At 42.9% G+C, this 1698-nt stretch carries 1 protein-coding gene; it reads right to left on the reverse strand.

Annotated elements, in window-relative coordinates:
• On the reverse strand, positions 1–1538 hold a 1538-nt coding region (gene pilB, locus HUJ19_RS05670; RefSeq protein ID WP_290622733.1), incomplete at its 3' end, for a type IV-A pilus assembly ATPase PilB.
• Between the last annotated feature and the right edge of the window lie 160 nt (positions 1539–1698).

Here is a 1698-nt window from a genome sequence, read left to right on the forward strand (position 1 = left end):
TGGAATAAACCCACACGACCTTTATAGCCCATTGTGCATTTATCGCAACCTACTGGCTCATAAATTGTGAGTTCGTTCAGCTCTTCCTCACTAAAACCCTCTTCAAGTAAAGCTTCTTTAGGTAAGTCGGAGGGTTTCTTGCAGTGTTCGCATAGTCGTCTGGCCAGACGTTGAGCAACTACAAGGTTAACGGTGGTCGCAATATTAAAGGGAGCAACCCCCATATTGACCAGACGCGTTAGGGTTTCGGGAGCTGAATTGGTATGTAGAGTGGATAATACTAAGTGACCGGTTTGAGCCGCCTTAATGGCAATTTCTGCAGTTTCCAGATCCCGAATCTCACCAACCAGTACAATATCCGGATCCTGACGTAGGAAAGCTCTTAGTGCCGACGCGAAAGTCAGACCTGCTTTGACATTGACATTAACCTGGTTAATACCATGCAGGTTAATCTCGACTGGATCTTCAGCAGTTGAAATATTCTTGTATTCATCATTAAGAATATTAACCCCTGTATAAAGAGTTACCGTTTTACCAGAACCTGTTGGACCGGTAACCAAAACCATCCCCTGCGGTTTCTCGATAGCTCTCATGAAATCTTGTTTCTGCTTGGGGTCAAATCCTAACGCATCAATACCTAACATCGCCTGAGAGGGATCCAGAATACGCATTACAATTTTTTCACCAAACAATGTAGGCAAGGTATTCACACGAAAGTCGATCGCTTTGGTTTTTGATATCTTAAGCTTTACACGCCCATCCTGCGGAACGCGGCGCTCGGAAATATCGAGGCCAGAAAGAACCTTTAAGCGAGCGGATATACGCCCAGACAGTTGTATTGGAGGGGAAGCCACTTCATGTAACATCCCATCTATACGGAAACGGACACGATACTTCTTTTCATAAGGTTCAAAATGTAAATCCGATGCGCCTTTTCGAATCGCTGAAACCAGCATCTGCTTGACGAACTTAACCACTGGCGCATCTTCGCCACCGGCCCCTTCATCCATCTCCTGTTCAGCATCTGTATCTACTGCATCTAAATCAATATTATCCAGGTCAGCATCATCAAAACCGGACAGGGTTTCATTTTCTTTCTCTTCTATGAGTTTACTGACTACCGCTTCCAATTTATTAGGTTCAACCAGAACAGCTTCTACAGAACAACCAGTCTGAAAACGAATTTCTTCTAAACTTTTAAGATTGGTAGCATCAGAGACAGCAACAAATAAGCGAGTGCCCCGCTTATAAAGAGGAACAGCCCTATGAGCCTGCATCAATTTAAGGTCAATAACGTCTTTGGGGATATTATCAAAAGCTATACTGGAAAGGTCAAAATAAGGGTAGCCAAAATTGAGGGCCTGTGCCTTAGCAGCCTGCCTACCTTCCAACCAACCGGCAGAGACTAGCCAGTCAATAAGACCAACCTTTTCTTCTTTGGCATTTTTTACTGCCTGCTGGACCTTTTCTTTGGTTAAAAGCCCTTCTGCAACCAACAAGTGGGCCAATCCGGAAAGACCTGTATCTGCTAACGTCATGATATAACTAAAGAGTTTAAAAGGTGAATCTATATCCTTGATTAAAAGGCTGGAAATGTCAATTTTTTAAAATTTTTTAATATTAAAAAAAACGGGCCGAAAGGCTAATGCCGATCAGTTAAGCACATAAAGCTTGATTTTTGGGAAGATAAGATCAAAA

Origin of the sequence: Kangiella sp. (assembly GCF_014762745.1) — a bacterium.
GTDB lineage: Bacteria > Pseudomonadota > Gammaproteobacteria > Enterobacterales > Kangiellaceae > Kangiella.